This window comes from Cupriavidus basilensis OR16, assembly GCF_000243095.1.
Lineage (GTDB): Bacteria > Pseudomonadota > Gammaproteobacteria > Burkholderiales > Burkholderiaceae > Cupriavidus > Cupriavidus basilensis_D.
In genome coordinates this window covers 89,388-114,994 of the sequence record NZ_AHJE01000016.1, presented here as the reverse complement: position 1 = coordinate 114,994, position 25,607 = coordinate 89,388, and the positions used below count along the sequence as shown (strand labels likewise).

Annotated in this window: 22 protein-coding genes; 12 read left to right on the top strand and 10 right to left on the bottom strand. The window is 64.2% G+C overall.

Annotated features, from left to right (window positions below; all coding sequences use genetic code 11):
- Nucleotides 1-117 precede the first annotated feature (117 nt).
- The 3 genes from OR16_RS06155 to OR16_RS06145 all read right to left on the bottom strand — a co-directional run bounded on the left by OR16_RS06155 (nt 118) and on the right by OR16_RS06145 (nt 3,847).
- Entirely contained in the window at nt 118-1,212 is a 1,095-nt protein-coding gene (locus tag OR16_RS06155) for an IS5 family transposase (protein WP_006157099.1), read from the bottom strand.
- Between the two features lie 76 nt (nt 1,213-1,288).
- Entirely contained in the window at nt 1,289-2,827 is a 1,539-nt protein-coding gene (locus tag OR16_RS06150) for a UxaA family hydrolase (protein WP_006157098.1), read from the bottom strand.
- 6 nt (nt 2,828-2,833) lie between these two features.
- Nucleotides 2,834-3,847, bottom strand: coding sequence for a tripartite tricarboxylate transporter substrate binding protein (locus OR16_RS06145; RefSeq protein ID WP_006157097.1), 1,014 nt, complete (start codon nt 3,845-3,847; stop codon nt 2,834-2,836).
- Nucleotides 3,848-3,993: 146 nt separating this feature from the next.
- Between OR16_RS06145 and OR16_RS06140 the strand changes: the two genes are divergently transcribed.
- Complete coding sequence (locus OR16_RS06140) at nt 3,994-4,980, top strand: LysR substrate-binding domain-containing protein (protein WP_006157096.1); 987 nt, start codon at nt 3,994-3,996, stop codon at nt 4,978-4,980.
- A gap of 14 nt (nt 4,981-4,994) precedes the next feature.
- Here the strand turns inward: OR16_RS06140 and OR16_RS06135 are convergent, their stop codons facing one another.
- Together OR16_RS06135 and OR16_RS06130 are read right to left on the bottom strand one after the other, a co-directional pair.
- On the bottom strand, nt 4,995-6,332 hold the full coding sequence (locus tag OR16_RS06135) for a serine hydrolase domain-containing protein (RefSeq protein WP_006157095.1): 1,338 nt from the start codon (nt 6,330-6,332) through the stop codon (nt 4,995-4,997).
- Between the two features lie 208 nt (nt 6,333-6,540).
- Nucleotides 6,541-7,389, bottom strand: coding sequence for a class I SAM-dependent methyltransferase (locus OR16_RS06130; RefSeq protein ID WP_043418664.1), 849 nt, complete (start codon nt 7,387-7,389; stop codon nt 6,541-6,543).
- Between the two features lie 284 nt (nt 7,390-7,673).
- On the opposite strand from OR16_RS06130, the gene OR16_RS06125 reads away from it, so the two are divergent.
- The 8 genes from OR16_RS06125 (at nt 7,674) to OR16_RS06090 (ending at nt 16,220) form a co-directional block, all read left to right on the top strand.
- Nucleotides 7,674-8,141 (top strand): rhodanese-like domain-containing protein, encoded by a 468-nt coding sequence (locus OR16_RS06125; protein ID WP_006157093.1) that lies wholly within the window; start codon nt 7,674-7,676, stop codon nt 8,139-8,141.
- A 145-nt stretch (nt 8,142-8,286) separates the two neighbouring features.
- Nucleotides 8,287-9,225, top strand: coding sequence for a serine O-acetyltransferase EpsC (gene epsC / locus OR16_RS06120; protein WP_006157092.1), 939 nt, complete (start codon nt 8,287-8,289; stop codon nt 9,223-9,225).
- Entirely contained in the window at nt 9,222-9,482 is a 261-nt protein-coding gene (locus OR16_RS06115) for a helix-turn-helix domain-containing protein (protein WP_006157091.1), read from the top strand. The genes epsC and OR16_RS06115 overlap by 4 nt, the downstream gene beginning before the upstream one ends.
- Nucleotides 9,483-9,636: 154 nt before the next feature.
- Nucleotides 9,637-10,569, top strand: coding sequence for a family 2A encapsulin nanocompartment shell protein (locus OR16_RS06110; RefSeq protein WP_006157090.1), 933 nt, complete (start codon nt 9,637-9,639; stop codon nt 10,567-10,569).
- Entirely contained in the window at nt 10,544-12,445 is a 1,902-nt protein-coding gene (locus tag OR16_RS06105) for a family 2A encapsulin nanocompartment cargo protein cysteine desulfurase (protein ID WP_043418661.1), read from the top strand. Before OR16_RS06110 ends, OR16_RS06105 begins: the two co-directional genes overlap by 26 nt.
- A 246-nt stretch (nt 12,446-12,691) precedes the next feature.
- Nucleotides 12,692-13,462 carry a ferredoxin--NADP reductase gene (locus tag OR16_RS06100; RefSeq protein WP_006157088.1) on the top strand — a complete coding sequence of 257 codons (771 nt, stop codon included), beginning with the start codon at nt 12,692-12,694 and terminating at the stop codon, nt 13,460-13,462.
- Between the two features lie 568 nt (nt 13,463-14,030).
- On the top strand, nt 14,031-15,668 hold the full coding sequence (locus OR16_RS06095) for a long-chain-fatty-acid--CoA ligase (RefSeq protein ID WP_006157087.1): 1,638 nt from the start codon (nt 14,031-14,033) through the stop codon (nt 15,666-15,668).
- Nucleotides 15,669-15,755: 87 nt separating this feature from the next.
- A complete protein-coding gene (locus tag OR16_RS06090; RefSeq protein ID WP_006157086.1) occupies nt 15,756-16,220 on the top strand; it encodes a nuclear transport factor 2 family protein in 465 nt (154 codons plus the stop codon).
- 30 nt (nt 16,221-16,250) lie between these two features.
- Here OR16_RS06090 and OR16_RS06085 read toward each other — a convergent pair whose 3' ends face one another.
- Nucleotides 16,251-17,165 (bottom strand): phosphotransferase family protein, encoded by a 915-nt coding sequence (locus tag OR16_RS06085; protein ID WP_237716964.1) that lies wholly within the window; start codon nt 17,163-17,165, stop codon nt 16,251-16,253.
- 114 nt (nt 17,166-17,279) lie between these two features.
- Complete coding sequence (locus OR16_RS06080) at nt 17,280-18,041, bottom strand: SDR family NAD(P)-dependent oxidoreductase (protein WP_006157084.1); 762 nt, start codon at nt 18,039-18,041, stop codon at nt 17,280-17,282.
- A 589-nt stretch (nt 18,042-18,630) separates the two neighbouring features.
- On the opposite strand from OR16_RS06080, the gene OR16_RS06075 reads away from it, so the two are divergent.
- Nucleotides 18,631-19,878: a hypothetical protein gene (locus tag OR16_RS06075; protein ID WP_237716949.1), complete on the top strand. Its 1,248-nt coding sequence runs from the start codon at nt 18,631-18,633 to the stop codon at nt 19,876-19,878.
- Between the two features lie 200 nt (nt 19,879-20,078).
- On the opposite strand, the gene OR16_RS06070 is transcribed toward OR16_RS06075, so the two are convergent.
- The 3 genes from OR16_RS06070 to OR16_RS06060 all read right to left on the bottom strand — a co-directional run bounded on the left by OR16_RS06070 (nt 20,079) and on the right by OR16_RS06060 (nt 22,417).
- The gene (locus OR16_RS06070; protein ID WP_272942831.1) at nt 20,079-20,513 is read right to left on the bottom strand and encodes an FMN-dependent NADH-azoreductase; all 435 of its coding nucleotides are present in this window, start codon (nt 20,511-20,513) and stop codon (nt 20,079-20,081) included.
- 139 nt (nt 20,514-20,652) lie between these two features.
- Complete coding sequence (locus tag OR16_RS06065) at nt 20,653-21,786, bottom strand: porin (protein WP_081488696.1); 1,134 nt, start codon at nt 21,784-21,786, stop codon at nt 20,653-20,655.
- Nucleotides 21,787-21,886: 100 nt separating this feature from the next.
- Entirely contained in the window at nt 21,887-22,417 is a 531-nt protein-coding gene (locus OR16_RS06060) for a VOC family protein (protein ID WP_237716947.1), read from the bottom strand.
- A 487-nt stretch (nt 22,418-22,904) separates the two neighbouring features.
- Here OR16_RS06060 and OR16_RS06055 point away from each other — a divergent pair, with 487 nt between their 5' ends.
- The gene (locus OR16_RS06055; protein WP_006157079.1) at nt 22,905-23,852 is read left to right on the top strand and encodes a LysR family transcriptional regulator; all 948 of its coding nucleotides are present in this window, start codon (nt 22,905-22,907) and stop codon (nt 23,850-23,852) included.
- A gap of 538 nt (nt 23,853-24,390) precedes the next feature.
- Complete coding sequence (locus OR16_RS06050) at nt 24,391-25,593, top strand: ABC transporter substrate-binding protein (RefSeq protein ID WP_006157078.1); 1,203 nt, start codon at nt 24,391-24,393, stop codon at nt 25,591-25,593.
- The last annotated feature ends 14 nt before the right edge of the window (nt 25,594-25,607 follow it).

Here is a 25,607-nt window from a genome sequence, read left to right as displayed (position 1 = left end):
CGGTGAGTTTTCCCGCTCGCGCGGCGACGACCCTGTTTATTCCACATTCTGAAACTCAGGCGTAACTTCGCCGGCTTTTCGACCGCCTGAGGCCTGTTTTCCTCCCGCTTTGCGCCTCTATCGCTGTTGCAGGCGGATTTGTCCCAGCGATCGCATGCGCACGAGGTTGTAAGCGGCCATCGTCAACACAAACATCTGGTCGACTCTCTTCAATCCGCGCACCATCACTTGACGTATGCCACCCACCGTCTTGGCCCAGCCGAAGCCTTGCTCGATTAGCTTTCGCTTTTGCTGTGAGATCGCATAGCCTGCGCTGGCGGCAATCGGATCGGGCACCGCGGAGCGTCGCCCGTTGGTATTTTGGGCCACGTGCGGCATGACCCTCATTCTCAGGCACGCCTCGACGAACTCCGCCGCGTCATAGCCCTTGTCTGCACCGAGCGTGAGCACCGTGCCAGGATCCTCAACGGCCTGCCGAGCATCGTTGATCATGACCTTGGCGGCCTCGCGTTCTGCGCAACCATCCGCGACTGTCACCATGGCGCTGGCCACCAGGCCATGACGGTTATCGCTCAGGGTGTGTCCCATGTAGCGCAGTGCGCTGGCAGTATTGCCTTTGCGGAACAGCCGAGCGTCGGGATCCGTCTTGGACTCGTGGGTCTCGTTGCTCCGCTGACGGCCTTTGAAATCGCCGCCGTTGTCGTCGTCCTCACCGTCCTTGCGCACAAAGCTCTTGTGGCCAGCCCAAGCCTGGATCAGTGTGCCGTCCACGCTGAAGTGTTCGCCAGACAGCCAGCTCTTTTTCTGCGCGATAGCCAGCACTTCGTTGAAGAACTCGATCACGGCGTCATGCTTGATCAGTCGTTCTCGATTCTTGGTGAACACCGTGGGCACCCAGACCGCGTCGTCCATGGCCAGACCGATGAACCAGCGGAACAGCAGGTTGTATTGCGTCTGTTCCATGAGTTGACGTTCAGAACGGATGCTGTAAAACACCTGCAGCAGCATGGCCCGCAACAGCTTCTCTGGCGCGATGCTGGGGCGGCCGCCCTTGATATCTGCCTCGTACATCTCGGCGAACAGCCGGTCCATCTTTGCCAACGCCTGATTCGCCATAGCGCGAATCGAGCGTAGCGGATGCGACTGGGGGACGAAGTCTTCCAGCCGCCGCATGGTGAACAAGCTCTCAGTGAAAGTGTCTGCGCCGCGCATCGAATGTTCAGGGTCGTGTGAGGTTCTCATTTCAACGCATCAGCCAGACTTGGCGCTGACTTCCGTTCGAGGTATTTCAGCAGCCTGTTAAGGCGATACTCAAACATGGGTCCCTCTTTTCCGCTCTTTTGTCGCCCAGGCCGAGGGCTTCGCTCTTGGTTGGTTGTCCCGAGGCCGCTTCCAGAATGTGTTCGAAGATCCGCTGGCCCATCTCGTCCACGCTCAATTCGCCATCCAGCACCAGCCCGCAGTTGATGTCCATATCGCCTTCGAGGCGCGTGTACATCGGCGTATTGCTCGCTAGCTTGATGGTCGGCGCAGGCTTGGAGCCGAACATCGAGCCGCGTCCGGTGGTGAAGCAGATCAGGTTGGCGCCACTGGCGATCTGGCCGGTGGCGGCGACGGGGTCGTAGCCGGGGGAGTCCATGAATACGAAGCCGGCCTGGTCGATCGGCTCGGCGTATTCGTAGACGGCCTGCAGCGGGGTGGTGCCGCCTTTCATGGCGGAGCCGAGCGACTTCTCGAAGATGTTGGCGAGGCCGCCTTGCTGGTTGCCGTGGCCGACCACGCCGTTGAACTGGGCGTTCTGGCCGGCCGTGTAGCGTTCCCACCAGGCCAGGCGGTCCAGCAGTTTCTGGCCGACTTCCGGCGTGACGGCGCGGCGCGTGAGCATGTACTCAACGCCGTGGATCTCCGGGGTTTCCGACAGGATGGCGGTGCCGCCGTGGCGCACCAGGATGTCCATGGCGGCGCCCAGCGCCGGGTTGGCGCTGATGCCGGAGAAGCCGTCGGAGCCACCGCATTCCAGGCCGATCTTCAGGTGGCTGGCGGGCACGGGCTGGCGCGTGGCGGTGTTGGCGCCGGGCAGCATGTCTTCGATGGCGCGGATGCCGGCCTGGATGGTGGCCGCCGTGCCGCCGCTGTCCTGCATGACCATGGTGCGCACGTGGCTGCCGGGCACCAGGCCTTGCGACTCCATCAGGCCCGCTACCTGGTTGCGCTCGCAACCCAGGCCCACGATCAGCACGCCGGCCAGGTTGGGGTGGCGCGCATAGCCCGCCAGCGTGCGCCGCAGCACGTCGAAGTGCTCGCTGGGCGAGGACATGCCGCAGCCGCTGCTTTGCGCAAAGGCGGCCACGCCGTCCACGTTGGGATAGGCTGCCATGCGCTCGGGCGTGAAGTGGTCCGCGATATGCCGGATCACCGTGGCCGAGCAGTTCACCGACGACAGGATGCCGATGAAGTTGCGCGTGCCGACGCGGCCGTCGGGCCGCACGAACCCCATGAAGGTGGCGCGCTCGGCCTCGGGCACGTAGTCCACCGGCCGCACGTCCTGGCAGAAGCCCGGATCGCGGTAGAAATCCACCAGCGCCAGGTTGTGCGAATGCACGTGATCGCCGGCCTCGATGTCGCGCTCGGCCACGCCGATCACGGTGTCGAACTTGCGGATCTGCATGCCCTTGGCAATGGCGCAGGCGGCGATCTTGTGCCCGGCGGGCACCTGCGCGCGCACGCGCAGGCCCAGTTCGGGCAGGCGCTGGCCCAGGCTCAGGGCGTCCCGGGCAATCAGGACGTTGTCGTTCGCATGCAGGCGGATCAGGGCGGCGGAGTTCACGTTGGGTCAGCCTTGTTGCAACAGTTCTTTGAGCTTGAGACGCTGGATCAGGTGGGTTTCCTGGTCGTACACCGTGCTGATGTAGCGCTTGTAGTCCGGGCCGTCCAGGTACATCACCGGCGCATCGATGCGGGCCGCGACCTGCTGGAACGCCTGGCTCGCCACGGCCTGGCGGAAGGCGTCGCGCAGTTTTTTCTCCACCGCGGGGTCCAGCCCGATGGGCGCGCCGATGCCGTTGGGTGCTTCCACGACCACGTTGTAGCCCAGTTCCTTGAGCGTCGGCGTGTCCTTGAAGCGCGGCGTGCGCTGTTCGCCCCAGGTCGCCAGCGGGCGCAGCTTGCCGGCTTCCACGTGGGGCGCCCACGAGCTGGAATCGGCCAGCAGGTCCACTTGCCCGGCGAGTACGTCCTGCAAGGCCTGCGCGCCGCCCTTGTAGGCGATGGCATTGAAGCGCACGCCCGCGGCCTGCGCGAATTCTTCCATGCCCACGTGGGTGGCGCCGCCGACGCCGGCGTGGGCGTAGGTCAGCTTGCCGGGATGTGCCTTGGCTTCGGCGACGACGTCCTTGAGCGATCTGAAGCGGGAGTTCGCCGGCACCGCGATGCCGAAGGTCTGGCCGGAGGTGCGCGCCAGATAGGTCAGCTCGCTGCGCGGGTCCAGTTGCAGCATGCCGAGTTGCGAGAAGCGCGTCACCGAGATCGGCACCTGGCCGATGGTGTAGCCGTCAGGCTTGGCGCGGGCCAGCGCCTTGGTGCCGATCATGCCCGAGGCGCCGGCGCGGTTTTCCACCACGATGGATTGCTTGAGTACGCCGGACGCCACCTGGCACAGCGCGCGCATCGACTGGTCGGCGGTGCCGCCGACGGGCCATGGGCAGATGAAGGTGATGGGCCGGTCCGGATAGTCGGCGGCACGTGCGAGGCCCGGCAGCAACAAGCCAGCCGTGCCAGCCGTGGCGGCAGCGGCGCCGCTGATGAGCAGGCGGCGTCGCCCGTGGTTGATGCCGTGGGGTGCGGTCATGTGTCGTCCTCGCAGGGTGTCGTTATTGGAGTCATGGGCGGGTGGCAATGTCCACCGGTCAGGCTGGATTGTGGCAAAGCCCTTCATAACAATCCAATCAATCATCGGAATGGCTTCATAACCTTAAAGTTAAGTAAAATCACGCCATGCCCCAGATCGACCGCGCCCTGCGCTCCAATATCAAGCTACGCCACCTGCAACTGGTGGTGGCGCTGGACGAGTTCCGCCATCTCGGCCACACCGCCGAGTTCCTCTGCGTCAGCCAGCCGGCCGTCTCCAAGATGCTCACCGAGGTGGAGAAGACCCTCGGCCTGACCCTCTTCACGCGCTCCACGCGCGGCACCGAGCCCACGCCGGCGGGCGCGTCGCTGGTGCGCTTTGCCCGCTCGGTGCTGGCGCAATACGAGCGCACGCGCGACGAGATCGCCGCGGAGGCCAGCGGCGCCGCCGGGCGCACCCGGGTGGGGGCGATGGGCGCGGCCCTGCCGGCGCTGCTGGCGCAGGCCTTGAGCCTGCTCAAGCAGCGCTCGGCCCAGGCCACCGTGCTGGTGGAAGAGGGCGACCTGCCCCACCTGCTGCCCAAGCTGCGCATCAGCGAACTGGATCTGATTGTCGGGCGGCTGGAGCCCGGTTACGCCGCGCCGGACCTCATTACCGAGCCGCTCTATAACGAGCCGATGGTGGCGGTGGTGCGCAGCGGCCACGCGCTGGCAAGCAAGCGCGCACCGGGCTGGGCGGACCTGGCCGGCATGCCTTGCGTGGTGCCGCCGCCGTGGGCCTCGCTACGGGTCAAGATCGAGCAGGAATTTTACCGCCACGGGCTGCAGCCGCCGACCGGCCTGCTCGAGTCGTCGTCCTACCTGGCGATCACCACCTTCGTCTCCCAGCTGGATGCCGTGGGCTTCCTGGCCAGGTCGGTCGCGCAGCAGTTCGAGCGGGAAGGCCGCTTCCATGTCCTGCCCATGGACGTTGCGCTGGAGCTGCCGCCGGTGGGCATGATCACGCTGCGCGAGGGGCGGCCCACGCCCAGCAGCATCCAGCTGGCCGAATGCCTGCGCGCGGCGGCGGCGCAGTTTGCCGCGCCGCCTGCCGGTGCGAAAAAGCCGGCGCGCGCGCCGCGGCGCGCGAAATAGGCAGCCGGGCGCGATCAGCGCGGCTTGGCCAGCAAGTATTTCGCCAGCGCGTGAAACGCCGGAATCGTCGTTGGGTCGTTGGCGGCATTGCTGGCGACCGGGTTCGATGCGTAGCGCACGATCACCATCTCGGCCTTCGGGTCGATATAGATGCGCTGGCCATGCACGCCGCGCGCCATATAGGCGCCGTGCTCGTTATGGGTGACCCACCACATGTCGCGATAGCTGCCGCCGTTTAGCAGCGGATAGCCGGCCTTGGCAAACGCGGCCTTGTCGCCGCCACGGCGGATGTCGTCGACCACCGCCTTGGGCATGATCTGCTGCCCGTTGAGCATGCCGGCGTTGCGCAGCATCTCGCCAAAGCGCGCCAGGTCGCGCAGGCCGGTGTTCAGCCCGCCGCCGGCAAAGGGCGTGCCGATGGAATCCACCGTGAAGTACGCGTCCTGCTCCGCGCCCAGCCGGCGCCAGATGCGCTCGGACAGCAGCGCCGCCACCGAGCGCCCGGTCACGCGCGCGATGACCCAGCCCAGCGCGTCGGTGTTGACCGTCTTGTAGCCAAAGGCCGCGCCATGCTCGCCTTGCGGCTGGATGGCCTGCAGCGATTCGTAGTAATTGCGCGGGCCGGTGTAGTCCTTGGGCTTGGGCAGCGGGTTGCCCGCCTGGGCGTGCATCCAGACCTCGGCGTCGGGGTCCGCGTAATCCTCGCTGTATTTGAGCCCCGTGGTCATGTCGAGCACCTGGCGCACGGTGGCATTGCCGAACGCCGATTGCGCCAGCTCGGGCACGTAGTCCGCCACGCGCTTGCCCGCATCCAGGCGGCCTTCGGCGACCAGCATCGCGCCGAGCGTGCCGATGACCGACTTGGTGACCGACATGGCCGCATGCTGGCCGTCGTCCTTCAGCGCGCCGAGGTAGCGCTCATAGACGATGCGCCCGCGATGCAGCACCACGATGCCATCGGTGTAGTTGGCCGCCAGCGATTGCACCCAGGTCATCGGCTGGGTGGCGCCGATCGGCATGAACCGCAGCGCATCGATATCGGTGCGCTGCGCGCGCGGCAGCGGCACCGGCGCGCCAAGCCCGCGCGAGACGTTGACGGTGGGCATCAGCTCGCGCAAGTGCGACACGCTCCAGCGCAGGGCGGGGAAACGCCAATAGCTGCCGTCGTCGAAGCGCACGATGCGCTCGGGCGGCGGTGGCGCGCCCGTCATCCAGCCGAGGCCGGCGGGATCGCTGGCGGCGGCGTCGGGTGCCGGTGGCAGCGCTGTATCGGCGGCCCATGCCATGGGCATCAGCCCGAAACCGCAAAGGGCAAGCGCGATCGCCACGCGGCGGGGAACGCCGTTGCTCATCATCAAGCTCCTCTTTCGAAAGTCAAAGGCCTGCGTGCAGGCAGCCCCGGGCAATATAGATTATTCAAATTAAGCCATTCCAATGGCGGTGCTCCGCTGTCCCGTTTGCCGGCGCCGGTAGCGGGGATATTGTCGGCCATGCGCTGCCGCGCCGGCTCGGCGATCAAGGTGGGTGACCGCCTCGCGTTGATCGCCTGACAAGCGTGCCTCAGCGCGGCTTGATGAACTTCAGCGTCATGCGGTCCGATTCGCCGATGGCCATGAAGCTCGCGCGGTCGCGCTCGCCGCCGCGCAACGTCGGCGGCAAAGACCACACGCCATCGGGGTGGTCGTGGTTGTCGCGCGGGTTGGCATTGATCTCGCTGCGCCCGGCAAACGCAAAGCCGGCCGCGCGGGCGTGGTCGATGACGTAGTCTTCCGTGACGTAGCCCGTGGCGATCATCTGTTCCAGCGAGGTGCCGGGCGTGGCCCGATGCTCCTCCACGCCCAGCGTGCCGCCGGGTTTGAGCACGGCGTAGAAGGCGCGCAGGCTGTCGTCCAGGTGGCCGTCCTTGATCCAGTTGTGGATGTTGCGAAAGGTCAGCACCAGGTCAGCGCCGCCCGGCGGGGCGATATCGGTAAAGGCGCGCACCGGCAGCGCGCCGACCGTGACCTTGGCATAGTTGGCCGGATCCTGGGCCAGCTTTTTCTCGAAGTTCGCCCTTGAGCGCTTGCCTTCGTCGCTCGCATCCGGGGCACTCACATCGTAGTGGGCGGCGTACAGCTTGCCGTGGTCGCGCAGCACCGGCGCCAGGATCTCCGTGTACCAGCCGCCGCCCGGCGCGATCTCGATCACGGTCTGGTCCGGCTGCAGGCCGAAGAACCGCAGCGTCTGCAACGGATGACGGTATGCATCCCGGGCCCTGTTGGCGGCGCTGCGCTGCGGACCGGCAATGGCGGCGGCGAGCGCGTCGTCGCCCGTGACAGGCGCGGCAGCGGCAGCGCCGGCCAGTGTGCCGGCGGCTGCCAGCAGCAGGGTGAGCCGCACGAAACGGCGCCGGGCAGGGGAGGGAGCCATGACTTTCCTTGCTGAAGGTGAGAGGTGTTTATGCGTAGGCGCCCCCTGAATCTGGGCGCTGCACCGGTGGTTTGTCAAGCTGGCTGGCAAGCGCACACGGCTACAGCTTGCCACACCGGGGCAAGCGTCTTAGGAAATGCGTTTTTATTCGTTCTCAATCTTGCAGCGTCATTTCATAGTGGTGGCGTGATGGCTATAGGCGGTTGCCGTCAACGACAAAGCGTGCATCGGGCAGGCACGGCGCAAGCCCGCGCGCGGACAACTTGCTGCAAGGAGAGCGGTTCATGACAGTCGCATTGGAAGACAAGATCAAGCATCCCGTGCTGGAAGCCGCGCGCGGCGTGGCACGTTCCTCAGGCCTGCCCTATGCCGGCCGCGTGACGCCGCAACAGGCCTGGGCGCTGTTCAGCGCCGGCGATGCCGTGCTGGTCGACGTGCGCACGGCGGAAGAGCGCAAGTTTGTCGGCTACGTGCCCGACACGCTGCACGTGCCCTGGGCCACCGGCACCAGCTTCACCCGCAACCCGCGTTTTGCGCGCGAGCTGGAAGCCAAGACCGGCAAGGCCGCCGTGGTGCTGCTGCTGTGCCGCAGCGGCAACCGCTCGGCGCTGGCTGCGCAAGCCGCCACCCAGGCGGGGTTGCCGCATGTGTTCAATGTGCTCGAAGGCTTCGAGGGCGAGCTCGACGAGCGGCAACGGCGCGGCAAGAGCGGCGGCTGGCGCTTTCATGATTTGCCGTGGATCCAGGACTGAGGATGCACCAAAGCCATTCGGGATGACGACGGCGGTTACTCCCTCTCCCCTCATGGTGAGCGTGGAGCGAACCAGCGGGTGGCAAAGGTCATCTCGCAAGTCATCTCGCAACACAAAAAAACAACGCGGAACGGGGAGTAGCGCAATGGCTGACTTCGAGATCGGCGAGATCGTGCTCGCCCTGCAGCAGGTGCGCCGGCAATGGCGTGAAGGCCAGCAGCGCTTGCTGGAGCCCGGCGGGCGCGACCTGCCTTCGCGCGATGCGCTGGCGCAGGTGGTCGCCACGCTCAAGGGCGTGCTGTTTCCCATGCGGCTGGGGCCGCCCGATTTGCGGCAGGAAAGCGAGAACCTGTATATCGCGCATTCACTGGACGCCGCGTTGCACGGGCTGCTGGCCCAGGCAAGGCTGGAGTTCCACTACGCCGCACGCCACGCCGAACGCGACGAAGCCGCGCTAAGCGCGCGAGCGCTGGCGGCGGTGCGCGCGTTCGCGGCCGAGCTGCCGCGCGTGCGCAGCCTGCTCGACAGCGACGTGCTCGCTGCCTTCCATGGCGACCCCGCGGCGGGCAGCGTGGATGAAGTGCTGCTGTGCTATCCCGGCATCCTGGCGATGATCCACCACCGCATCGCCCACGCGCTCTATGGCCTTGGCCTGCCGTTGCTGGCGCGCATCGTGGCCGAGCTGGCACACGCGGAGACCGGCATCGACATCCATCCTGGCGCGCGGATCGGCGGTGGTTTCTTTATCGATCACGGCACAGGCGTGGTGATTGGCGAGACCACCATCATCGGCGAGCGCGTGCGGCTGTACCAGGCGGTGACGCTGGGCGCCAAGCGCTTCCCGCGCGACGCCACGGGCATGCTGGAGAAGGGCTTGCCGCGCCATCCGATTGTCGAGGACGACGTGGTGATCTACGCCGGCGCCACCATTCTGGGCCGCGTCACGCTGGGCCGCGGCGCGGTGATCGGCGGCAATGTGTGGGTGACGCAGGACGTGGCCGCAGCCGCCCATGTCACGCAGGCCGTCTCGCGCAACGAGACCGCCGGCGCGCCGCCCCGCAGCGTCGAGGCGATCCTGCCATGACCGACCTGGTACGGAGCCTGGGCGCCACGGTGCGCCAGTTGCGCGAGGCGCATGCATGGTCGCAGGAGGAGCTTGCCGAGCATGCGGGCATGAACCGCTCGTATATCGGCGAGATCGAACGCGGCAGCGCGATTGCCTCGATCGTCACGGTGGAGAAGCTGGCCGCCGCGCTGGGCGTGCCGATCTCATGGCTGTTCAGGCAGGGCATGGCGCACGCATCGCCGCGCGATGCCGAGGCGCTCGGCACGCGGTCTTAGCCATCCTCGCCGGACCACGCCGGGCGCTCGCGCCTCGCGCGCAAAAACCTCGCGCATTGCCGTCTATAGCATGTTGAACGGGCCGGGCCGTCTCCCGATAATCGCTACGGTAATAACGATTCTTGTTTTTCTCATATAGCCTACGGAGTAGCACATGTCGGTAAACGGGAGCGGCCAGACGGCGCTCGGCGATAACGCAGCACGGCAACTAGCCAATGCCACCAAGACCATCCCCCAGCTCGCGACCATCACGCCGCGCTGGCTGACCCACTTCCTGCAGTGGGTGCCGGTGGAAGCCGGCATCTACCGCCTCAACAAGGTGCAGGACCCCGAGTCCGTCAAGGTGGCCTGCACGCAGCGCGACGACGAGGGCAAGCTGCCCCGCACCTTCGTGAACTATGAGGAGCAGCCGCGCGAGTATTTCCTGAACGCGGTGAGCACCGTGCTGGACGTCCATACCCGCGTGTCGGACCTGTACAGCAGCCCCCACGACCAGATCAAGGAACAGCTGCGTCTCACCATCGAGACCATCAAGGAGCACCAGGAAGGCGAGCTGATCAATAACCCGGACTACGGGCTGCTGGCCAACGTGGCCGAAGCGCAGCGCGTATTCCCGCTGACCGGCGCGCCCACGCCGGACGATATGGACGAGCTGCTGAGCAAGGTGTGGAAGGAACCCGCGTTCTTCCTGACCCACCCGCTGGCAATCGCCGCCTTCGGCCGCGAATGCACGCGCCGTGGCGTGCCGCCGCCCACCGTCAGCCTGTTCGGCTCGCAGTTCATCACCTGGCGCGGCATTCCGCTGATCCCGTCGGACAAGGTGCCGGTGGCCGATGGCAAGAGCAAGATCCTGCTGCTACGCGTGGGGGACAAGCGCCAGGGCGTGGTCGGCCTGTTCCAGCCGGGCGTGGCGGGCGAGCAGGGCCCGGGCCTGTCGGTGCGTTTCATGGGCATCAACGACCAGGCAATCGCTTCGTACCTGATCTCGCTGTACTGCTCGCTGGCCGTGCATGCGCCGGATGCGCTGGCGGTTCTCGATGACGTGGAGATCGGCAAGTACCATGACTATCCTGACACCTACAAGTAATCCGGTGCGCGCGTTGTCCAATCCGCCGGCCAATCCGCCGGCCAACCCGCCGGCCGCGCTGCCCGGCGCGCCTTCGGTGCCGCCCGGCCTGCCCGATCCGGCGATGCTGGCACGCCTGGCGGGGGCGTTTTTCTCGGCCCTGCCGGGGACGTCGCCGGCCGCCGCGCAGTCGCTGCCCGTGGTGAACAACCCGGCGCCGCCGGGCGCGCCTGTGGCGGGTCCTGGCGGCACGGGCACCGGCGTGCCGGGTGCCGCGATCCCGCAGGGCCACGTGCCCGGCGCCAACCTGCTGCCCGCCGCGCCCACGCACGTGCTCTCGTTGCCCAACCGCGCGCCGGCCTTGCGACCGGCCTCGGTGGCGCAGAATGACCTGCCCGATACGGTAGTCACCGTGGTGCCCGCGATGGAAAGCCGCTTCGGCGGCCAGGCCCTGGGCGTGCCGCATGCGGCGGCGCCGTCGCCGCAGTCATCGGCCGCGCCCGCGTATTACTTCCTGGAGGGCGCCGGGCGCGACCTGCATGGCGGCTCAACCGGCCTGCGCGAGATCGCATCGTTCGGCGCGCCGCTCTCGCTGCAGTTGCCGCAGCAAGGGCAGGGCACGCATGGCGATGGGCGACGGCAGGAGGAAACGCTGCCGTGGGCCTTGCCCTCGGTACGCGTGCCGTTCGACGTCAACGCCATCCGGCGCGATTTCCCGATCCTGCAAGAGCGCGTCAATGGCAAGCAGCTGGTCTGGTTCGACAATGCCGCCACCACGCACAAGCCGCAGGCGGTGATCGACCGCATCTCGTACTTCTACGCGCACGAGAACTCCAACATCCACCGCGCCGCCCATGCCTTGGCCGGGCGCGCCACGGATGCCTACGAGGCCGCGCGCAGCAAGGCGCAGCGTTTTATCGGCGCGACCTCGCCCGACGAGATCATCTTCGTGCGCGGCACCACCGAGGCCATCAACCTGATCGCCAAGACCTGGGGCGCGCAGAACGTGGGCGAGGGCGACGAGATCATCGTCTCGCACCTGGAGCATCACGCCAACATCGTGCCGTGGCAGCAGCTTGCAGCGCAGACCGGGGCCAGGCTGCGCGTGATTCCGGTGGACGATTCCGGGCAGGTGCTGCTGGATGAATACCGCCGGCTGCTCAACGAGCGCACCAGGATCGTGTCCGTGACGCAGGTCTCGAACGCGCTCGGGACCGTGGTGCCGGTCAAGGAGATCGTCGAGCTGGCCCACCGCGCCGGCGCCCGCGCGCTGGTGGACGGCGCGCAGTCGGTCTCGCACATGCGGGTGGACGTGCAGGCCATCGACGCGGACTTCTTCGTGTTCTCGGGCCACAAGGTGTTCGGGCCCACCGGCATCGGCGTGGTCTACGGCAAGCGCGAGGTGCTGGAGGCCATGCCGCCCTGGCAAGGCGGCGGCAACATGATTGCCGACGTGACCTTCGAGCGCACCGTGTTCCAGCCGCCGCCCAACCGTTTCGAGGCCGGCACTGGCAATATCGCCGACGCGGTCGGGCTGGGCGCCGCGCTGGACTACGTGGAGCGGGTCGGCATCGAGAACATCGCCCGCTACGAGCACGACCTGCTGGAGTACGCCACCCACCTGCTGGAGCCCATCCCGGGTGTGCGGCTGGTCGGCACGGCGCGCGACAAGGCCAGCGTGCTGTCGTTCGTGCTCAAGGGCTATGAGACCGAGGAGGTCGGCAAGGCGCTCAACGAAGAAGGCATCGCCGTGCGCTCCGGGCATCACTGCGCCCAGCCCATCCTGCGGCGCTTTGGCGTGGAGACCACGGTGCGGCCGTCGCTGGCCTTCTACAACACCACGGACGAGGTGGACCGGCTGATCTCGGTGGTCAGGCGGCTTTCCGGGCGCCGCTAGAGGCTCGCCGGGCCCGTATCACGGTGGAAAACGCGGGGCGTGGGGCTTATAACCCCCCTGAATATGCATGAATCGGGACGCGCCCTGCGTTTTCTTCTAAAATCCGCTATCTTCTCACCTTGATCGGCGCGCCTTCCAGCCTTCGGACCGGAGCCCGCCTTGTTGAACGCAACCGGCAAGCTACGCCAAGCTTTTGGCATCAGACCACCGAAGCCGGCGCCATCCAGCGCATCCAGCGCCTTATTCATGAGCAATCTTAACCAGCAAGCCATCCTCTCCGTCCACCACTGGACCGACACGCTCTTCAGCTTCACCTGCACCCGCGATCCCGGTTTCCGCTTCGAAAACGGCCAGTTCGCCATGGTTGGCCTGGAAGTGAACGGTCGTCCGCTTCTGCGTGCCTACAGCATCGCCAGTGCCAACTACGAGGAGACGCTGGAATTCTTCAGCATCAAGGTGCCCGACGGCCCCCTGACGTCGCGCCTGCAGCACCTGAAGGAAGGTGACCAGATCTTCGTCGGCAAGAAGCCCACCGGCACGCTGCTGGTCGACAACCTGCTGCCCGGCAAGACCCTGTGGCTGCTGGCCACCGGCACCGGCCTGGCCCCGTTCCTGTCGATCATCCGCGACCCGGAAGTGTATGAGCGCTACGACAAGGTCGTGCTGACCCATACCTGCCGCTTTGTCGAGGAACTGGCCTACCGCGAGCTGATCTCGGAGCACCTGCCGCAGCACGAGCACCTGGGCGAGCTGATCCGCGAAAAGCTGGTCTATTTCCCCACCGTGACCCGCGAGGAGTTCGACAACCAGGGCCGCATCACCGACCTGATCGCCAACGGCGAGCTGTTCGAGCGCCTTGGCGTGGAGCCGTTCTCGCTGGAAAACGACCGCGTCATGCTGTGCGGCAGCCCGGACATGCTCAAGGACATCCGCGCAATGCTGACCGAGCAGCACTTCACGGAAGGCAATATGAGCGCACCGGGCCACTTTGTGCTTGAAAAGGCATTTGTTGGCTAAGCGTCCGACCATCTTGGCGCCGGCCGGGGCTCCTCGGCCATCGCCTAAGCAAGGGCGGACCTTGCGGCTCATCTCAAGGGGCCCCCGCCTGCCGCACGGGCTGCAACGCCATGAAGGGTCGCAGCCATGCGCGGTACGGTAGTCCACGGCATCTAGTGCCGCCAGCACACGATTGACGTCGGCATAGATCTCCCGCCGCTCGCCCTTCCGAAGGCCTGGCAATGCAGGATCGGCGACATGCCGGCCGTTCACATGCTCCATCAGGAAGAACGGCGTACCCGACACCGGGGGGATCCTCGCCATCCACACCGCCAGCACCGATCCGGCCATTATCTCCAGCCAGTCTGCCACGTGCCGCGTCCAAAGCAGTGATTCGCGGGTGGTGCCATATCGCGTCCTCTCCCTCCGGTAGCCGCGGGCATGCCCGGGCAGCGAGGCGCCCGAAGAATCATCCGTTCGAACGAGGCGACGCCCTGGCTCTCCCACAGATAATCGACTCCCAGGCTGTGTCCCTCGGCAGGGCGTCGATACCTGCGGCCAATGACAAGACAAAAACGGAGACTACCGGATGACCACTGTGCCGCTTTCCTATTCGATGGAAATGCCCATGCTGCTTTCCACGTTGCTGCATGGGGCAGCACGCCACCACCGTAAGACGGAAATCGTATCGGTGATCGACGGCAGCACGCATCGCCAGACCTATGGCGAATGTGAATTGCGCGCGCGCAAGGTCGCCCAGATGCTGCTTGCGCAGGGCGCGCGTCCGGGCGACCGCATCGCCACGCTGGCGTGGAACGATCATCGCCACCTGGAGCTGTACTTCGGCATCAGTGGCATGGGAGCAATTTGCCACACGATCAACCCGCGGTTGTTCGCCGAGCAGGTCGTGCACATCGTCAACCATGCGCAAGACCGTTTCGTGGTGTTCTCGCCTGACTTCCTGCCGCTGCTCTCGTCAATCGCGCCGCAGTGCCCTGGCGTCGAGCAGTGGATCATGCTGGACGAGCCGGGCGGCGGGCTTGCGCTGAACGGCATAGCCGTGGCCAGCTTCGAAGCCTTGTTGGCACACCACGAAGGAATCCATGAATGGCCCGAGCTGGATGAGCGCAGTGCGGCGTTCCTTTGCTACACGTCCGGTACGACCGGCCTGCCGAAGGGCGTGGTATACGGGCACCGTGCCACGGTCCTGCACGCTTATGCGTGCGCGTTGCCCGACGCCCACAATCTGTCGGCACGAGACGTGGTGATGCCAGTGGTGCCGATGTTCCATGCCAACGCCTGGGAAGCGCCTTTCTCGGCGACGCTCACCGGCGCAAAGCTCGTACTGCCGGGCGGCCGGCTCGACGGTGAATCGCTGCATCGCCTGATCGAGCAAGAGGGCGTGACGTTCTCGATCGGCGTGCCCACGGTGTGGTTCACACTGCTGCGCTACATGCAGCAGCATGGCTTGCGTTTCCGCACATTGCGCCGGCTGCTGTTGGGCGGTGCGGCCACACCGCCGGCAATGATTGAAGGCTTTGCCGAACTGGGCGTCGAGCTCTACCAGGGCTGGGGCATGACGGAAACTGCCGCGCTGACAACCTGCGCCCGCCCGCTGCACCATCAGGCGGGGCTGTCGGAGGCCGAATTGCGCGAGACGATTTACCGCAGCGCCGGCCGTGCCGCAGCCGGCGCCGACATGCGCGTAGTCGATCTCGAGGGTCGGGAAATTGCCTGGGGAAGCGGCATCGCTGGCGCCTTGCAGGTGCGGGCACCGTGGGCCATCGCCCGCTACTATGGCGCTGCCGATTCCGCGTTGCAGGACGGCTGGCTGCCCACCGGCGACATCGCCGAGATCGACGAAGACGGCTTCATGCGCCTCACGGACCGCAGCAAGGATGTCATCAAATCCGGCGGCGAGTGGATTTCCTCGGTGGAGATCGAGAACTTCGCTGCTGGCATTCCCGGTGTGCACCTGGCAGCGTGCATCGCTGCCACGCATCCAAAATGGGGCGAACGCCCGCTGCTGATCGTGCAGCGCAAGCCTGGCAGCAGTGTGTCCGAGCAGGAAGTGCTGGCCGAACTGGAGGGCAAGATCGTCAAATGGTCGCATCCAGATGCAGTCGTCTTTATTGACGAGATGCCGCTGACAGCAACGGGCAAGCTCTTCAAGCTGCAATTGCGCGAACGCTATGGCAGTTACCTGGTAGACAGGATGCCGGTGTAGAGGGCCGCTATGAGGCCATGCTCCAACATCGCGCCACATCATTCTTCGGCTAGTGCATCCTGGCCAGTACATTCCATCCGGAATTCCATGCCTACCTTCCTTGAGAATGCCGTCATGAGCCCGTCCGAAAGCCACGCACAGGTGACTGCCTGCCACCAGAGCGTTCTGCTGTTCTACCATGGCCTGGACAGGGGGGACTATTCCCTCGCCATGAAGCAAGTCGCGCCCGATTGCCTGTGGGAACGCGGTGGTGTCCTGCTGCGCGGTCCGCAGCAGATTGAAGCGTCCGTGAGGAGAAGATCGGCAACGCAAGTCGCGCGGCATATCGTCAGCAACTTTGCGGTGCTCAGGCAGGACGCGGAGAGCGCCACGGCGGCCTATTGCCTGGCCTTGCATCTGTACGACAACGGCTCGCCCCTCGCGGATGTGACATGCCAGTTCGCACTGGAGCCCGACCATGCCTGGCGCATCCGGCAGTTGGACGTCCAGCGCGCATTCAGCTATTCGCGGGAAGTGATCTCTCCCTTGGCGCAAGCACCCAGGCAGGGTTGATCTGCTCCTGCGTACGATTGCAGCCACGGATCACACGCCGCCCGTCCCCACGTCAATCAGCTTGCAATCCGGGAATGGCCACATAGGCACTTCCCTGGAGTACTCCCCGGGGACGCAAGCAAAGGGCTGCTTGCGCGGTTGCCGAATGGCGTCGATACCACGCGCACGGCAGTAGTCCTCGACGAACGCGTGCTCCTGCGGGATGCCGAGCGCAGTCAGGTCGACGCCCGCGACGCCGCGCCACAGGTCAGGTGGAACGCACCAGGACATGCAGAAGTACGAGAGGTCCGCCAGCGGATGCCCTAGCGTGGAGAGTTCCCAGTCGAGCACGGCGATCACGCGCGGCTCGGTCGGATGGATGATCAGGTTGTCCATGCGCATGTCACCATGCACGACGCAAGTCTCATCACCATCGGGAATATGCGCTGGCAACCATGCCATCAGTGCTTCCATTGCCTCGATCGGCGCACCTCCCGATCTGCGGTACTGGCGGCTCCAGCGCTCGATCTGCCGCGCGAAGTAATTGCCTGGCCGGCCGAAAGCTTCCAGCCCCGCTGCGCGGTGGTCCAGGTCGTGCAGCGCGACCAAGACACGGTTGATGTCCGCGTATATCGCCTTGCGCTCGGCCACGGCGAGCTCGGGCAGGGTGGGGTCGATAAAGTTCCTGCCGCGCATGTACTCCATCAAAAAGAACGGTGTGCCAATCAGCGCGGCGTCATCGCAATAGGCCACCATGCGAGGCACTGGAACGCCGCTGCCGTTCAGTGCCTGCATCACCCGGTATTCCCGGTCAATGGCGTGCGCGGACGGCAGCAGCGTCCCTGGCGGCTGCTTACGCAGGACAAAGGCGTCGCTCGCCGTCTGGAGCAGGAAGGTCGGGTTCGATTGTCCGCCCGAGAGTACCTGCGCACTTAATCCGCCGGGGTCCAATCCTGCCTGGCGCATCCAGTCGGCCAAGCGTTCAAGATCAAGGTCGGCGCAGCCGGCGGGGCTCTCTGATGTCGATATCACGTTGGAAGCCAATGGCGATGGGGGCATGGTGGGGCGTCTACCGGAAGGTCAGAGAGAGGAAACAAGATGGCCGCCGTCGATGGCGAGCACTGCACCCGTCATGAACGCCGCGGCATCGGAGGCCAGCAGCAGGAGCGCTCCGTTGAGATCGTCAGGCTGTCCGATCCGGCGCTGCGGCACGCGGCGGATCAGTGCCTGCCCGGCTTCACTGGCAAAGAAGTCGCGGTTGAGGTCGGTTTCGATATAGCCCGGCGCGAGCGCGTTGACCCGCACGCCATGGCGGGCCCATTCGAGCGCCAGCGCCTGCGTCAGATGGATCAATCCGGCCTTGGCGGCGGCATAGGCCGGCACTTGCTGCGCCACCCGCAGGCCGAGGATCGAGGCGATATTGAGGATCGACCCCTCGCGCTGCGCGATCATGCGCTGGCCGGCAGTCTGCGCGACGCGCCATGCGCCGTTCAGGTTAACGTCGATGACGCTCTGCCAATCGTGTGCATCGCACTCGACAGCAGGGCGCGTTACGGCAATGCCGGCGTTATTGACGACGATCTGCACAGGCCCGCCGAGCAGCGATTCCGCGGCGTCAAAGGCGTCAGCGACCGAGGCGGCGTCCGTCACATCCATGGGCACTACGCAGGCCGCGCCACGATCCTGCTTGATCTGGGCCACGATCTGCTGGCCTGCCTCGACACGACGGCCAGCCAGCGCCACCTGGACACCGGCACCGGCCAGCACCTTTGCGAAATGGCTGCCCAGTCCGCCGAAAGCACCCGTCACCAGGGCTCGCTTGCCGCGCAGATCCTCGAACATGCTGTTCTCCCGTAATCGTGATTGCCGAATCGGCACCAGGGATTGTCTGCGTCAGCAAGGGAACTTGCATCATTCGAAGGGATGAATTTCTGCCCACACGGAAGTGGGCCGCAGGCAGCGGACCACATGGCCCGCGTGAATGCACTCCATCGAACGAGGTGGCTGGAACCAACATTGCCCCAAGCTTGCCGCGACCGTCTTCGGCAATCCGCTTGCGCTGGCGAGCATCTAGGGTAAGTACTCATTCAAGAATGTTTAGGAAACTAACAATAATTGATCTGATGGATCCCGGGGTTCAGGACGAGAGGCGTCGCGAACACATGACTCGGAAACACAACGCAAGCGACGATGACTTCGGCCGCGACGGACGATAGCCGGGGACAAATGGGAAGCGAGACGATACCGGAGCGACCCAATGGCAAGAGGTACACCCGGGAATTCGCTGCCTCCCGACGCGACTGTGCCTGACGGAAACTGTGCACCCAGATCAAAAAGCCTCTGAGCGCGTCAAGGCCTGAATTCACCAAAGAATATCTTCGGAGATGTATGAATGCGGTTACTTTCGAAAACGTACTGGAATGGAACTTGGGTGAAGTTTCGCGAGCCAGTCGATGAATTTGCAACTTGCGAACAGGTTACGGCCTACGCCAACGACGGCGCACAAAGCCGAGGCCTATATTGGACGCCAAAGAAGAATCCGCGTCCTCGCGTTGCCATTGTGTCGGCCCATCCGAGGGTGGATTTTAGCCAACACTATGCATTTCCCGGGCTACTGCGCGCGGGCTATGCCTGCCTCGGCGCTAATGTTCGTACGCTGAACAATGACATGACCTGCGTCCATGAGCAGATCATCCTGGATATTGCGGCACAAGTCCGGTGGTTGAAGGAGCACCGCGGGGTGGAGAAGGTCATCTGGCTCGGCAACTCAGGTGGGGGCTCGCTCGGCGGTTTCTACCAATCGCAGGCCCAGCTGGAGCCATCGAGACGTCTTGAATTGACGCCTGCGGGTCGGCCAACAGCGCTGCGTACCGCGGTGATGCCGACCTTCGATGCGATGATCGTCTCGGCAGCGCATACGGGGCAAGGTCTGATCATCAACGAGACGATCGACCCCTCGGTCGTGGACGAACACAATCCGCTACTCACCGATCCGAGCCTCGACATGTATGACCCGATCAACGGGTTCAAGCCTGCGCCGCAGTGGTCGCAATACAGTTCGGAATTTATCCAGCGCTACCGTAGGGGGCAACTCGCCCGGGTTGCGCGCATCGACGCGATAGCGCGAGCCTTGATCGCAGAGCAGAAGGATGCGGAGTGCTTGTCTGCCGGGCCGGAGTTCTCGGCGCTGACGCCGCCACGGCAGCGGGCGGTCTTGCAGCGCTGTGCGTTTCAACCGGTGATGACGGTCTACCGAACGATGGCGAATCCAAATTACACGGATAACTCGCTCGACCCCGGAAATCGCAGCTACGGCAGCCTGCTCAGCGATCGCCCGGACCTGATGAATTTCCAACTGCTCGGTTTCGCACGCGTCGTAACACCGGATGCGTGGCTTTCCACGTGGTCCGGCTTGTCAAGCAATGCCAATTTCCTGAAGACCGCGCCAACGATCAAGGAACCGGTGATGGTCATCCATGCAGGACGCGATCTGGATTGCTACATGCAGACGCACTCCAAGGCAATCTTCGCCGCATTCGGAAGCCAGGACAAAACGTTCGAGGATTTCGCAGATCAGTTGCACTACTTCGAACCCGATGAGGGCGAGCCCGAGAACGCAGGCGCGTTGGCCCAGACCGCGAAAGTCGTGCCATGGGTGGAGTCACGGATGCCGCTGTAGTGCGCTCCGCAATCCGTCCGACACAATAAGAATGAAAAGATCAGGCCGCGGAAGGGATCACTGCCGCACACCCCTTCGGGTAGGTGCGTCGGGGTGACGCGTGCCTTTTCAGCCGGGCGGGCAGATGGCGCGGCAGCCTCGTGCCAGTTGTCGCGATCTATGTCAGCCCAATAGTGGTCTTACAGTCTGCCGCAGGCGGCTTAAGCTGTTTTCAGGGTCCTGATTTCCGCGGCCGCCTTCTCCAGGCCTGCTTTGGCGGCATCGGGCCCAAACGCCAGACCTTCAGCGCGGACCACGGTTACATCGGTGATGCCGATGAAGGCAAGCAATTGTTTCAAATGCGGAACCATGAAGTCCGCCTTTGCGGTGGGTCCTTCACTGTAGACACTGCCCGTGGCAATCAGCAGGATAGCGCGCTTCCCCTTCACCAGACCCTCCGGGCCCGAAGCCGTGTAGCGGAAGGTGCGGCCTGCTTGCAGCACATAATCGAACCACGTTTTCAATTGCACCGGCACGCCGAAGTTATACATGCCGGCGGACAGGACAACGGTGTCTGCCGATTGGAGTTCGTCGAGAGGCGGGCGGCCAGTTGACCCGAGGCCGAGGCTGCGCCACGAATACTGCTTTGGATGAATAGATATTTTGGCATCTGGCTTTCAGTGTGATGGGTGAGGGCGAACATATCTCGAATACGCCTCCGATTCGGGGTGCAAAAACGGATAGCATGCCCCCGATCGAGAGGCGTTCTGTTAGGCGCCGATCGCCGGCGCCCGATCAGAAGATAACGCGCAGGCCCGCAGCCACGGCGACCTGGCTCTTCTGGCCATTGGCAAGGCCGTTCATTGTGGTGGGGTTGCCGTAGCCGTATGACGCACCGGTTTGCAGCAGGGTGTCATAGTCCACTGGACCGTTGTGCGCGTAGGCGCTGACCAGGTAGACGGTGGTACGCTTTGAAAGCGAGTAGGTCCCCATCAGGGTGAACTGGCTGAAATTCGGCAGGCCGGCAGCCTTCGTGTTCGGGGAGAGGGACGCGCCCAGGACTTGATCGTAGTAGTAGCCCGCGATCAGCTTCATGGCGGGCGTCATACTGTAGCTCATGCCGGCCCAATAGATGTTGTCGCGAATCGCCGTGACACCATTACCGTACCTGGAGTCCCGCCAGCGATATCCGCCCATGAACCGGATGGGGCCGGTTTCATAGCTGGCGGCAATGAATGCCTTGCGGTCCTCCCCGATCGGCGACATCGCGGTCAGCGCGTTATTAATCTGGTCATAACCCGCGGCAACTCCAAGCGATTCACCAAGGTAGTAGACCCCGCCGCCGAATGCAGCCTGAGCACGAGAATTGCCTGGTACCTCGCCATTGGGGATGCTCGACATCTGGCCACCCTGGAACGCAAATCCCGTTCCGAAGGAGTAGTGCGCCAACACATGGGTGCTGCCAAAATCCCCGGTATACTTGACCATGTTGTCTTCCCGATAGGCTGCACCCGCGATCGTATTGGCTGGCTCATAGGCAACGCTAGTCTTGAACGGCAGGAAGTTCACCATCGATTCCATCAGGCTGGTGTATTGCCTGCCCAATGAAACCTTGCCGAAGCCGCTTTTCGTCAGGCCGATTGCCGCCTGGCGATAGAACAACTGCGAGGCGGAGACGAGCTTGCCGTCCCCCGGCGTGAAACCGCTCTCGAGCCAGAAGGATGCCTTCAAGCCATCGCCAAGGTCTTCCTCCCCTCTCAGGCCCCAGCGTGACGCGGAGAGTCCCCCATATTTTTGCATTCCGACGAGACCACCGACACTCGTTGCGGTCGATGCCCGGCTCACGTACTCGATCCCGGTATCGAAGACCCCGTACAAGGTGATGCTCGATTGCGCACACGCCAGAGAAGAACTCAGGCCGCAGAGCACTGCAGCAGCAACAGCTATGTTCCTCAATTTAATGTCTCCCGATTTATTTTGTTTTTTAATTTATAAAGCTGAAGCTATGCGACAACCATCCTTCGCGTGCTCAAGTGCGCGTGACCGATGCCGGTTCGCAGATCACATCGAGCTCACGTGTCCAGCATGCAAACTCAAGGCAAATGCCATCAGGATCGAAAAAGTAGACGGAGCGCATGAAGACATCATCGTTCATGGTTTCGGTGATTTTCTGTGGGGAATCGTCGTGATTCAGTACGCGCGAAATCTCGATGCCTTCTTCCTCCAACCGCGCAACATAGGCATCGAACTTCTCAGCCGGCACGTGGAAGGCGAGATGGTTCAAGGAACCATGCGCTGTCGTGATCGACCCGTTCCCCGGGAGAGATTCGGGTGCAACGATCCCTGGATGCGCTTGCGGGGCATCGGGAAACCAGAAGAAGGCAATCGCGTCGCCATTGCCCATGTCGAAAAAGAAGTGCTGGCCCCGTCCACCCGGGAGATCGATCGTCTTGATCAAGGGCATCCCGAGTCGGTCCCGATAGAACTCGATCGTCCTGGCCATATCCTTGCAGACCATGGCTACATGGTTCACGCCCCGGATGTCGAACTTGGTATTCACCTTTCTCACCATTGCTGCTTCTCCTCATTGAGTGACTTGTATTTCTTGTGTGGACCCGCGGGTAACGGCGGAGTACAGCCGAGCCGCTACTGCGGCTCCACGCCCATGCTGCGCAGCAGGTCGTTGGTCATGGCGATTTCGATGGCGATGTCGCGTGCGAACGGTGCCGGCTCCTTGCGTGGGATCAAGGTGGTTCGGCATGAAGAGGCTGGATGCACGAGCCCATCGCGATGCCTTTCACTTGCCCGCCTTCTCTGGCACCGAGGATTGCCGTGGTTTGCGTCAGTATGCAAACAGGGCGTTCCTTTGACTAATGCGCATGGCATTGAGGGCTATGCAAAAAAACTATATCCCGGGATGGACACCGCCTGATCCATCGACACGCGATGACGGTACTGGGGTGCGCCACACTCCGCCTGCCGCTTGTCTTGGTATATAGTCCCGGAGCTAGCACATGCAGTTTGCCTATAGCCCGCGAGGAGACGCGATGGACCTGTACAAGCTGAGCTTGGGTGGCATGCTCAATTGCCTGGAGGTCGAGCAGCACCGTTCGATCAACGCGGCGGCCCGTAGCCGCGATATGTCGCAGCCAGCACTGTCGCGCAGCATTCAGATGCTGGAGCGGGAATTGGGCGTGCCCTTGTTCGAGCGTTCGTCCAACGGCGTCAATCCCACGCCCTACGGCGAAACGTTGCTGCACCACGCGCGCATCGTACAAAGCGAACTGCAACGCTGTCTGACCGACATCCAGGAACGCAAGCAGACCGGTCGCATGAGCCTGCGGGTCGGGGCGACACCTTCGGTGGTGACTTGGCTGATCATGCCCACCATCGCTGCGACCTACACGGACAAAAATCAGGAACAGACGAACATCGGACTGATCGAAAGCCATCCGGACGACTTGATGTCGGCCCTCATCCGAGGCTCGCTCGACATCACCATACAGCCCCCGTCGGACGAAGACATCAATGACGACGTGGTGGGCGTCCCGCTGGCCGAATCTGCCGTGGGCGTCGTAGTGGGCGCCCAGCATCCCCTGGCGAAAAAGGGCAAGGTCGACGCGAGCGAGCTCAGTCGTTACCTGTGGATGCTGCCAGCGTGGGCCTCCACCTGGAACCGGCGGTTCCAGCTCGAGCTCCATGCGCTGGGGCTCGAGCAGCCGCAACGCGCGCTGCTGAGCAATTCGTTTCAGGCCCTGCGCCAGATGCTGCTGGACTACGACGCACTGGCCATCCTGCCGCTCGAGTACGTGGGGGCCGACTTACGGTCCGGTGTGTTGAAGCCGTTGCCGATTCGCCACGTTTTTGCGAGGACACAGTACTGGGCCTATGTCAAGCGTGGACGCGCCATGTCCTCGGCCTCCATTGCTTTTCGCGACAGCCTCATTGCCTTCGCAAGGAAGAAGGGCAAGGCGCCGGCGGCGGATCCGTTGTGAAGCGTCAATAGACAATGTGCCGCAGCCTTTCAAGTTCGGCTGGCGTACTGGCGGCCGCTATCCGAAAGCAGGACCAGACCCGAGACAAGCACCCGCTTCCCGTTCAGGTCTTCGAACATTAGCCTCCGGCTATTTCCCCGCGCACCCAGGTGCATAGTCACCTGCTGGATAGCATTATCTCCAGCCAGCCTCCCGCTTGCCTCGTTCAAAGGAGGGAATTGCGGGCGGCACCATCCCGAGCCCCCTCGCGCTGGCAACCGCGGGAAAACCCGGGCAGCGGGGCGCCCGAAGAATCATCCGTTCGAACGAGGCGATGCCTTGGCTCTCCCGCAGATAATCGACTCGCGGGCTGTGTCCCTCCGCGGATGCAGGCAGCTTGAGCGCAGCCTCCAGGCGACGCGAAACCCAAAAGCGGCAGCAGAACCGTCAACACAAATAACAGGCCAAAGCGCCAATCCAAGGAGACTATCGCATGAAATCGCAGCAATCCAGGGCAGGAGCCCGGCCCCAATTTTCCCTGTCTGTCCTGTTGGCGTTGATGCTGGCTGGGGCGGCGCCCGGCCTGGCATCCGCCGCCGCGAAGCCGGCTGGCCTGTCGGATGGGGAAGTCCGCATCGGCGTGCTGAGCGATCTGTCAGGCATCTACGCGGATGCGAGCGGCCGCGGCTCGCTGGTGGCCGCGCAGATGGCGATCGACGACTTCACGGCGCAGGCCAAGCCCGCCTTCAACGTCAAGCTGCTTTCCGGCGACATGCAACTCAAGCCGGACGTAGGGGCCAATATCGCGCGCACATGGTTCGACCGCGATGGCGTGGACATGATAGTGGACTTGCCTTCCTCGGCCGTGACACTGGCCGTGATGAACCTCGCCGCCGAGAAGAATCGCGTGGTCATTCCCACCGGGCCCGCCTCGCTGCGCATCACCAACGAGGACTGCATGCCTACCACGCTCCACTGGGCTTACGACGAGTACTCCCAAGGCCAAGGCACTGCGCGCGCCATTACCGAAGCCGGTCACAAGACCTGGTATTTCATCGAGGCAGACTACGCCGGCGGCAAGGCTCTGCGCAACGGGTTCGAGGAAGCGCTGAAGGCTGCTGGCGGCAGGGTCGTGGGTGGCGCGAAGCATCCTCTGGGCGCTGCCGACTTCTCGTCGCAGATCGTGCAGGCCCAGGCCTCCAAGGCCGAGGTCATCGGCATGGCCAATGCGGCCGGAGACTCGGCAAACCTTGTCAAGCAGGCCGCGCAATTTGGCGTCACACCCAAGCAGATCCTGGCTGCGTCGCTGATCCATATCACCGATATCCACGGGCTGGGCCTGAAAGCGACCAAGGGCATGTACTTGACCGATGGCTTCTATTGGGATCGCAATGAGGAGACGCGCGCGTGGTCGCGCCGCTTCTTCGAAAAGCAGAAGAAAATGCCAACCATGGTTCAGGTCGGTACCTACTCGGCAGTGCTCCACTACCTGAAGGGCGTCAATGCCGCGGGGACCGACGAGGCGAAGGCAACCGTGGCAGCCATGAAGGCGATGCCCGTCAACGATGTGTTCGCCAAGGACGGCCGCATCCGCGAAGACGGCCGCATGGTCCACGACATGTACCTGTTCGAGGTCAAGAAGCCCGAGGACTCCAAGTACGCGTGGGACTACTACACCCTGCGCGCGACCATCCCGGCCGACAAGGCCTTCCGCCCGCTATCGCAGTCCAGCTGCAAGTACGTCAAGCCGCAGAAGACCTGATCCGTGACCCTGCC

What these genes read in the sequence shown, in the direction of transcription:
- OR16_RS06130 (WP_043418664.1), bottom strand. Translation starts at nt 7,389, where the DNA reads ATGGCTCCCTCCCCTGCCCGGCGCCGTTTCGTGCGGCTCACCCTGCTG.
- OR16_RS06115 (WP_006157091.1), top strand. Translation starts at nt 9,222, where the DNA reads ATGACCGACCTGGTACGGAGCCTGGGCGCCACGGTGCGCCAGTTGCGC.
- OR16_RS06145 (WP_006157097.1), bottom strand. Translation starts at nt 3,847, where the DNA reads ATGACCGCACCCCACGGCATCAACCACGGGCGACGCCGCCTGCTCATC.
- OR16_RS06110 (WP_006157090.1), top strand. Translation starts at nt 9,637, where the DNA reads ATGTCGGTAAACGGGAGCGGCCAGACGGCGCTCGGCGATAACGCAGCA.
- OR16_RS06140 (WP_006157096.1), top strand. Translation starts at nt 3,994, where the DNA reads ATGCCCCAGATCGACCGCGCCCTGCGCTCCAATATCAAGCTACGCCAC.
- OR16_RS06135 (WP_006157095.1), bottom strand. Translation starts at nt 6,332, where the DNA reads ATGAGCAACGGCGTTCCCCGCCGCGTGGCGATCGCGCTTGCCCTTTGC.
- OR16_RS06125 (WP_006157093.1), top strand. Translation starts at nt 7,674, where the DNA reads ATGACAGTCGCATTGGAAGACAAGATCAAGCATCCCGTGCTGGAAGCC.
- OR16_RS06080 (WP_006157084.1), bottom strand. Translation starts at nt 18,041, where the DNA reads ATGTTCGAGGATCTGCGCGGCAAGCGAGCCCTGGTGACGGGTGCTTTC.
- epsC (WP_006157092.1), top strand. Translation starts at nt 8,287, where the DNA reads ATGGCTGACTTCGAGATCGGCGAGATCGTGCTCGCCCTGCAGCAGGTG.
- OR16_RS06100 (WP_006157088.1), top strand. Translation starts at nt 12,692, where the DNA reads ATGAGCAATCTTAACCAGCAAGCCATCCTCTCCGTCCACCACTGGACC.
- OR16_RS06155 (WP_006157099.1), bottom strand. Translation starts at nt 1,212, where the DNA reads ATGCGCGGCGCAGACACTTTCACTGAGAGCTTGTTCACCATGCGGCGG.
- OR16_RS06055 (WP_006157079.1), top strand. Translation starts at nt 22,905, where the DNA reads ATGGACCTGTACAAGCTGAGCTTGGGTGGCATGCTCAATTGCCTGGAG.
- OR16_RS06085 (WP_237716964.1), bottom strand. Translation starts at nt 17,165, where the DNA reads ATGCGCCAGGCAGGATTGGACCCCGGCGGATTAAGTGCGCAGGTACTC.
- OR16_RS06090 (WP_006157086.1), top strand. Translation starts at nt 15,756, where the DNA reads ATGCCTACCTTCCTTGAGAATGCCGTCATGAGCCCGTCCGAAAGCCAC.
- OR16_RS06105 (WP_043418661.1), top strand. Translation starts at nt 10,544, where the DNA reads ATGACTATCCTGACACCTACAAGTAATCCGGTGCGCGCGTTGTCCAAT.
- OR16_RS06095 (WP_006157087.1), top strand. Translation starts at nt 14,031, where the DNA reads ATGACCACTGTGCCGCTTTCCTATTCGATGGAAATGCCCATGCTGCTT.
- OR16_RS06050 (WP_006157078.1), top strand. Translation starts at nt 24,391, where the DNA reads ATGCTGGCTGGGGCGGCGCCCGGCCTGGCATCCGCCGCCGCGAAGCCG.